This is a genomic window from Streptomyces sp. Tue6028 (assembly GCF_002300165.1).
In the GTDB taxonomy this organism is placed as follows: Bacteria; Actinomycetota; Actinomycetes; order Streptomycetales; family Streptomycetaceae; genus Streptomyces; species Streptomyces siamensis.
Genome location: NZ_MLCE01000019.1, coordinates 404,552 through 411,541, shown reverse-complemented (window position 1 = coordinate 411,541; position 6,990 = coordinate 404,552). Strand labels below are relative to the sequence as shown.

General features: G+C 71.4%; 5 protein-coding genes, 2 tRNA genes, 1 pseudogene and 1 riboswitch. Of the genes and pseudogenes, 6 read left to right on the top strand and 2 right to left on the bottom strand.

Translation table 11 applies throughout. The features are described from left to right. From BKI49_RS17880 to BKI49_RS17870, 3 genes and pseudogenes are all read left to right on the top strand, one after another. Nucleotides 1-229 (top strand): annotated as a pseudogene (locus BKI49_RS17880) (DEAD/DEAH box helicase); the annotation flags it as partial. Between the two features lie 267 nt (nucleotides 230-496). Next, nucleotides 497-2,032 (top strand): amino acid permease, encoded by a 1,536-nt coding sequence (locus BKI49_RS17875; RefSeq protein WP_095935267.1) that lies wholly within the window; start codon nucleotides 497-499, stop codon nucleotides 2,030-2,032. 121 nt (nucleotides 2,033-2,153) lie between these two features. Further along, nucleotides 2,154-2,226, top strand: a tRNA-Lys gene (locus BKI49_RS17870). Between the two features lie 79 nt (nucleotides 2,227-2,305). On the opposite strand, the gene BKI49_RS17865 is transcribed toward BKI49_RS17870, so the two are convergent. Both BKI49_RS17865 and BKI49_RS17860 read right to left on the bottom strand, forming a co-directional pair. Continuing rightward, entirely contained in the window at nucleotides 2,306-2,932 is a 627-nt protein-coding gene (locus BKI49_RS17865) for a GTP cyclohydrolase II (RefSeq protein ID WP_095935266.1), read from the bottom strand. Between the two features lie 196 nt (nucleotides 2,933-3,128). Further along, nucleotides 3,129-3,632 carry a MarR family winged helix-turn-helix transcriptional regulator gene (locus BKI49_RS17860; protein WP_095935265.1) on the bottom strand — a complete coding sequence of 168 codons (504 nt, stop codon included), beginning with the start codon at nucleotides 3,630-3,632 and terminating at the stop codon, nucleotides 3,129-3,131. A 102-nt stretch (nucleotides 3,633-3,734) separates the two neighbouring features. On the opposite strand from BKI49_RS17860, the gene BKI49_RS17855 reads away from it, so the two are divergent. From BKI49_RS17855 to BKI49_RS17845, 3 genes are all read left to right on the top strand, one after another. Beyond that, nucleotides 3,735-4,880: a dihydrofolate reductase family protein gene (locus tag BKI49_RS17855; protein WP_095935264.1), complete on the top strand. Its 1,146-nt coding sequence runs from the start codon at nucleotides 3,735-3,737 to the stop codon at nucleotides 4,878-4,880. A gap of 251 nt (nucleotides 4,881-5,131) precedes the next feature. Beyond that, nucleotides 5,132-5,205: transfer RNA gene (locus tag BKI49_RS17850), tRNA-Met, on the top strand. Between the two features lie 189 nt (nucleotides 5,206-5,394). Continuing rightward, nucleotides 5,395-6,600, top strand: a complete 1,206-nt coding sequence (locus BKI49_RS17845; RefSeq protein WP_095935263.1) for a PP2C family protein-serine/threonine phosphatase — start codon at nucleotides 5,395-5,397, stop codon at nucleotides 6,598-6,600. A gap of 233 nt (nucleotides 6,601-6,833) precedes the next feature. Next, a riboswitch (cyclic di-AMP (ydaO/yuaA leader) is annotated at nucleotides 6,834-6,988 on the top strand. Nucleotides 6,989-6,990: the final 2 nt, after the last annotated feature.

The following is a 6,990-nucleotide window of genomic DNA, read 5'->3' as shown; positions in this document are numbered from 1 at the left end:
CTTCCGTCGGGACAACGACCGTGGCGGCCGTTCCTTCGAGCGTCGTGACGAGCGCGGTGGCCACCGTGGCAGCGACCGCCCCTTCAACCGCGACCGTCAGGGCGACCGCCCCTCCGGCGGCTTCCGCTCCGGCAGCCACGACCGCCCGTACGGCCGTCGTGACGACCACCGCGGCACCGGCTCCTTCGGCCGCCGCGACGAGAAGCCGCGCTGGAAGCGCAACGGCTGACGGCCGCTGAAGCAGTGAACTGACGTGGCCCCCACCCGATTCGGGTGGGGGCCACGTCGTCGTTCGCGCGGCGGGAGCCGCGCAGATGTCCTTCCGTTCGCCCGAGAACGCGGGACGGGAACGGCACGCCGTACCGCGACGGCGGAAAGGGGAACGGCTCCTTCGGTTCGCGCGTGAAGATCGCCTGCGGACGGCAGGGCTTCAAGGGTCTCTTTTGGCCAACCGAGGGACGCATGTCATGGCCCCGGCAAGGGAATCGCTGGGGGCATGAAAGATGACGCCATCGCGAGTGGGCTGTCGGACGAAGAACGGCTTGCCCAGCTCGGCTACACGCAGGTTCTCGCCCGCCGCATGTCGGCGTTCTCCAACTACGCGGTCTCCTTCACCATCATCTCGGTCCTGTCGGGCTGTCTGACGCTGTATCTGTTCGGCATGAACACCGGCGGCCCCGCCGTGATCACCTGGGGCTGGGTGGCGGTCGGACTGATGACGCTGTTCGTCGGGCTGGCGATGGCCGAGATCTGTTCGGCCTATCCGACCTCGGCCGGGCTGTACTTCTGGGCGCACCGGCTCGCCCCGAAGCGCAGCGCGGCGGCCTGGGCGTGGTTCACCGGATGGTTCAACGTCCTCGGCCAGGTGGCGGTGACCGCCGGTATCGACTTCGGCGCGGCCTCCTTCCTGGGGGCCTATCTGAACCTCCAGTTCGACTTCGAGGTGACCCCGGGCCGCACCGTCGTCCTGTTCGCCGGGATCCTGGTGCTGCACGGCCTGCTGAACACCTTCGGCGTCCGGATCGTCGCCCTCCTCAACAGCATCAGCGTGTGGTGGCACGTGCTGGGCGTGGCGGTCATCGTGGGCGCGCTCGCCTTCGTGCCGGACCACCACCAGTCCACGTCCTTCGTGTTCACGGAGTTCGTCAACAACACGGGCTGGGGCAGCGGGGTGTACGTCGTCCTCATCGGCCTGCTGATGGCCCAGTACACGTTCACCGGGTACGACGCGTCCGCCCACATGACGGAGGAGACCCACGACGCGTCCACGGCGGGGCCCAAGGGCATCGTGCGGTCCATCTGGACGTCGTGGATCGCCGGCTTCGTCCTGCTGCTGGGCTTCACGTACGCCATCCAGTCCTACGACGCGGAGCTGAACTCGGCGACGGGCGCGCCCCCCGCCCAGATCCTGCTCGACGCGCTGGGCGCGACGGCGGGCAAGCTGCTCCTGCTCGTCGTGATCGGCGCGCAGCTGTTCTGCGGGATGGCGTCGGTGACGGCCAACAGCCGTATGATCTACGCCTTTTCGCGGGACGGGGCGCTGCCGTTCTCCCATGTGTGGCACACCGTGAACCCGCGGACGCGGACACCGGTGGCGGCGGTGTGGCTGGCCGCGATGGGAGCGCTGGTGCTCGGCCTGCCGTACCTGATCAACTACACGGCCTATGCGGCCGTGACCTCGATCGCGGTCATCGGACTGTACGTCGCGTACGTCATCCCGACGCTGCTGCGGGTGCGCAAGGGCGACGCCTTCGAGCGCGGCCCCTGGCACCTGGGCCGCTGGTCCCGCCCCGTGGGCGTGGTCGCGGTCTCCTGGGTCGTGGTCATCACGGTGCTGTTCATGCTGCCGCAGGTCTCGCCCGTCACCTGGGAGACCTTCAACTACGCCCCGGTGGCGGTGCTCGTGGTCCTCGGGTTCGCGGCGACCTGGTGGCTGGCCTCGGCCCGCCACTGGTTCCTCAATCCCGACCACGAACGGACGATCGCCCGTGAGGCGGCGCGCAGGGGTGCGCCCGAACCGGTCGATCCGTGACCTAGCGCGCTTTTGGCGTGGCCGGTGCACCGATACCCGATCGGAGTCCCGGCCACGTCCGGCTATGCTCGGGGATGCATCGGCGCGGACCGGTGCGGCGCGTCGGCATCGGCCGGTGCGTGGACCCTTAGCTCAATTGGCAGAGCAGTGGACTTTTAATCCATTGGTTGTGGGTTCGAGTCCCACAGGGTCTACCGCGGACGGCGCCCCACCCGGTCTCGGGTGGGGCGCCGTCGTCGTCCGTGCGGGCGGGCGCCGCGGGGCGGCGGGGCGTCAGCCCGCCGTCAGTTCCGGCAGGGGCAGCGTGTGCTGGGTCTGGAGGACCTTGGCGCGCAGGTAGCGGACGTTGTGCGCGGTGGTGAAGACGCCCGTCGGGACACGCCGGGCGACCGTGATGCCGAGGTCGCGGAGCTGGTCGGCCTTGTCCGGGTTGTTGGAGAGCAGGTCCACGGAGTCGATGCCGAGAGCCCGGAGCATCTGGGCGGCGGCCGTGTAGTCCCGGCCGTCCTCGGGCAGCCCGAGCGCGGCGTTGGCGGCGTAGGTGTCGAGGCCCTGGTCCTGGAGGGCGTACGCGTCGAGCTTGTTGTAGAGGCCGATCCCGCGGCCTTCCTGACGGAGGTACAGGAGCACGCCGCCCCGGTCCGCGATCCGTTCCACCGCCTCGCGCAGCTGCGGGCCGCAGTCGCAGCGGGCCGAGCCGAAGACGTCACCGGTCAGGCACTCGGAGTGCAGCCGCACCAGCGGGTCGGGCCCGGGCTCGCCGAGCACGACCGCCAGGTGCTCCTGCTCGTCGGCGAGGCCGTGGAAGGTGACCAGCTCCGCGTCGACCGAGTAGCCGTCACCGAAGCGCAGCGGCACGCGGACGCGGGTGCGCACCGTGGCGGTGGGGTAGTCGCGCATGTTGTCTCTCCGTCCAGCGGGTTCGTTCCAGGCGGTGCTTCAGATTTGAAGCAAGCCCTCGGAGGGAGACAGTACACGGTGCTTTAAAGTTCAAGCAATGCGTTCTGTGTCGCGTGGCGCCCGGTGTGCCGTGCGGCGCGGCCCGATGCCGGCGCCGACTCGCGTGTCCCCCCGGTCCGCGCGCCTCGCGCGGACCTCAGGAGGAACGCCGCCGCCAGGGCAGATCTTCCCCGCAGGCCCCGGCCTGTTCGCCCTGGATCGCCCGCGTGATGGCCCCGCAGATCTCCTCCAGCTGGCCGACCTGCTCCGGGGTGAGATGGTCGAAGAGTGCCGCCCGCACCGTCTCCACGTGCCCCGGCGCAGTCCGCTCCAGGACGGCCATGCCCTCGTCGGTGAGGGCCGCCACGTGGCCGCGCTTGTCGGTGGGGCAGCCCTCGCGGCGCACCGTCCCGTCGTTCTCCAGCCGTGTCACCGCGTACGTCAGCCGACTCCGGGTGATCTTCAGGATCTCCGCCAGCTCGGTCATGCGCAGCCGTCGGTCCGGCGCTTCGGAGAGCATGGCGAGGATGGAGTAGTAAAGGTGCGGCATGCCTGCCTCCGCCTGGAGCCGGCGGTCGATCGTGTCCTCCAGGAGCGAGGAGGCGGAGACGTACGAGCGCCAGGCGCGCTGTTCGGCGGGGGAGAGCCAGCGGGTCGTCATGCTGCCAGTCTAGGTATTGTTTAAAAGTTGAACCACTGAGTCAGCCGGGCCGGACCGCCGCGAGCCGGTTCGAACCGCCGAGAGCCGGAGGGTGCGTCTCCCATGCCCCATCCCTACGTCCTGCTGTCCGCCGCCGTCTCCCTCGACGGCTTCCTGGACGACACCGGCCCCGAGCGGCTGCTGCTCTCCGGAGCGGCCGACTTCGACCGGGTGGACGAGGTGCGGGCGTCCAGCGACGCGATCCTCGTCGGAGCCGGCACGATCCGCGCGGACAACCCGCGCCTGCTGGTCAACTCGGCCGAGCGCCGCGCGGCACGCGTCGCCGCGGGACGCCCGGAGTACCCGCTGAAGGTCACCGTCAGCGGGTCCGGCGACCTCGACCCGGCGGCGCAGTTCTGGCACACGGGCGGTGAGAAGGCCGTCTACACGACCGACAAGGGCGCGGCCCGGGCGGCCGAGGCCCTGCGGGGGCTCGACCACCTCGGCATCGACATCGTCTCCACCGGCCCCGAGCTCGACTGGCGCGCGCTGCTGGAGCACCTGCACGACGTGCGGGGTGTGGGCCGCCTCATGGTCGAAGGGGGCGGGCGGGTCCACACCCAGCTGATGCGGGAAGGACTCGCGGACGAGCTGCAACTCGCCGTCGCACCGCTCTTCGTGGGCCAGCCGGACGCGCCGCGGCTGTTCGGCCCGGGCGCGTATCCCCCCGGGCGGATGCGCCTCGTGGAGACGCGGGCCGTCGGAGACGTCGTCCTCGTCCGCTACGTCCCCACGGCACCCGGCACCGGGGAGCTCGCCGGGGCCGCGGACCGGCAGTGGCTGGCCCTCGCCTGCGAGCTGGCCGCGCTGTGCCCGCCCTCGGAGACGGCGTTCAGCGTGGGCGCGGTGGTGGTCGCGGCCGACGGCACCGAGCTGGCCCGCGGTCACTCCCGGGAGGGCGACGACCCCGTCGTGCACGCCGAGGAGGCCGCGCTCGCCAAGATCGACCCCGCCGACCCGCGGCTGGCCTCCGCCACCGTGTACAGCAGCCTGGAGCCGTGCGCCCGACGCGCCTCCCGGCCCGCGCCCTGCGCCCGACTGATCCTCGACGCCGGGGTGCGGCGCGTGGTGACCGCGTGGCGCGAGCCCGACACGTTCGTCACGGAGGCCGACGGGAGCGGGCTGCTCACCGCCGCGGGCGTCGACGTCGTCGAACTGCCGGAGTTCGAGGAGCGGGCGAAGGCGCCCAACCGGCACCTGCTCGGCTAGGGGGTTTCGTTCGGATCAGGTCGGATCGGGCCGCGGCGTCCGGTGCGGTGCGTCGCAAGGCGGAGGATCGCCCGCGTCCTGGGCGTACTCGGGTGGTCCGACAACGCGGCGAGGTGCCGTGCCGGGCGCCGCGGACCCGGGCTGATCCGAACGAAACCCCCTAGTCCCCGCCCCGCGCGACACGCCGGGCGGGGGCGCGAAGAAACGTGTGTGCTTCGGGTCCCGCGGATGGCGTACACTGGTTTCACCGACGCGGGGTGGAGCAGCTCGGTAGCTCGCTGGGCTCATAACCCAGAGGTCGCAGGTTCAAATCCTGTCCCCGCTACTGAAACAAGGGCCGGACTCGGAATGACGAGTCCGGCCCTTGGTCTTTCCCCCGGCCCCTTCCCGCTCAGCGGCCCCTTTTTTCGTCCCTGCCGCGCGTTTCCAGGCGGCGGCCAGGCACGACCTCGCGCATTCCCCCGGTCGGTCCACACCGGTCGCCGCCCGCCCCCGTGCCGGGAAATCTGGACGGGTGGGGCGACCAGGAAACGAGCGGCGAGCGGCCACGGGCCCGTACGACCGGTCCGGTGGACGGCTGCCCGGCGACCCCGTGCCCGACCCCGGCCTCGGGGACACCCCGCGGCCCCGCCCGGCGGGCACCGGGGAACGTGGGGTCTCCTCCGTGCGGACCTTCGTCCGGGTGCTGCCCGCGCTGCTCCTCGTCGCCGGGGTCCTCTACGACTACCTGACCCCCACGGAGTTCACCGCCGCCCCCCTCTTCACCGCAGCCCCGCTGGTGGCCGCGCCGCTCTACACGCTGCTGAGCACGGTGCTCACCGGCCTGCTGGCCGTCGTCGCCGTCCTCGGGGTCCACCTCAGGCTCGGGACCGTCATGCACGTCGACGCGGTCACGGAAGTCGTCACCGTGGCGACCGCCGCCGGCCTGGCGGCGCTCATCAACGTCCTCGTGCGCCGCAGCGACGAACGGCTCGCCTCGGTCCGGGAGGTCTCCGAGTCCGCGCAGCGCGCGGTGCTGCCGGAACCGGCCGACCGGATCGGCGGCCTGGAGGTCGCCGCACGCTACGAGGCGGCGCAGGCCGACGCGTTCATCGGCGGCGACCTGTACGCGGTGCAGGACTCGCCGCACGGCGTACGCCTGGTCGTGGGCGACGTGCGCGGCAAGGGCATGGGCGCGGTGGCCGCCGTCGCCGTCGTGATCGGCGCCTTCCGGGAGGCGGCCGAGCAGGAGGCGACCCTGGAGGCGGTCGCCGGCCGTCTCGAGCGGGCGCTGGCGCGTGAGGGCACCCGGCGGGAGGGCCTCGACGCCTTCGAGGGCTTCACCACGGCCGTGCTCGCGGAGGTCCCGCACGGTGAGTGTGCCGTGCGGATCCTCAACCGCGGTCATCCGCCGCCCCTGCTGCTGCACGCCGACGGCACGCTCGTCACGCTCGACTCCGGTCCGTCGGCATTGCCGCTCGGGATGGGCGAGTTGGGCAGCTGGCCCGACCGCGCGGTGTGCGAGAAGTTCCCGCACGGGGCGACGCTGCTCCTCTACACCGACGGTCTGTCCGAGGCGCGCGACGGGCGCGGGGACTTCTACGACCCGGCGGCGCGTCTCGCCGGGCGCGTATTCCCCGGTCCCGACGCCCTGTTGACCGTCCTGGCCGAGGAGGTCCGGCGGCACGCGGGAGGCGGCACGACGGACGACATGGCGCTGCTCGCCGTACGACGTCCTTGATCGTTGTCACCCGGGGTGACCGGACCGTACCCCTCCGCATAACAACTGACGCACCATCAGGAGGAGGTGTGTTTACGAGGTGTGGTCAACTCGCCCGGTTTCCGGCAGTGGTGCCCCCAAAGTCCAGGCCAAAAGCGTTAACGATCAACCCGAACGGCTTGGAATCCGGGGCCCGCGTCTATTAACGTTCGATAACGCAGCGCGGTCGTCCCAGCCGTCACAAGAGGCGGCTCCGTGCGCACGCGCCGAATCCCGCAAGGGAACCGGGGAACCACTAACTTGGGGTGAATCGGGCGTTCTTCGCGGTCATATCCGTGAGGGACGCGCGTAGGAGACCTTCCTGCTCCGAACCCGTCAGCTAACCCGGTAGGCGAGAAGGAAGGAAAGGAG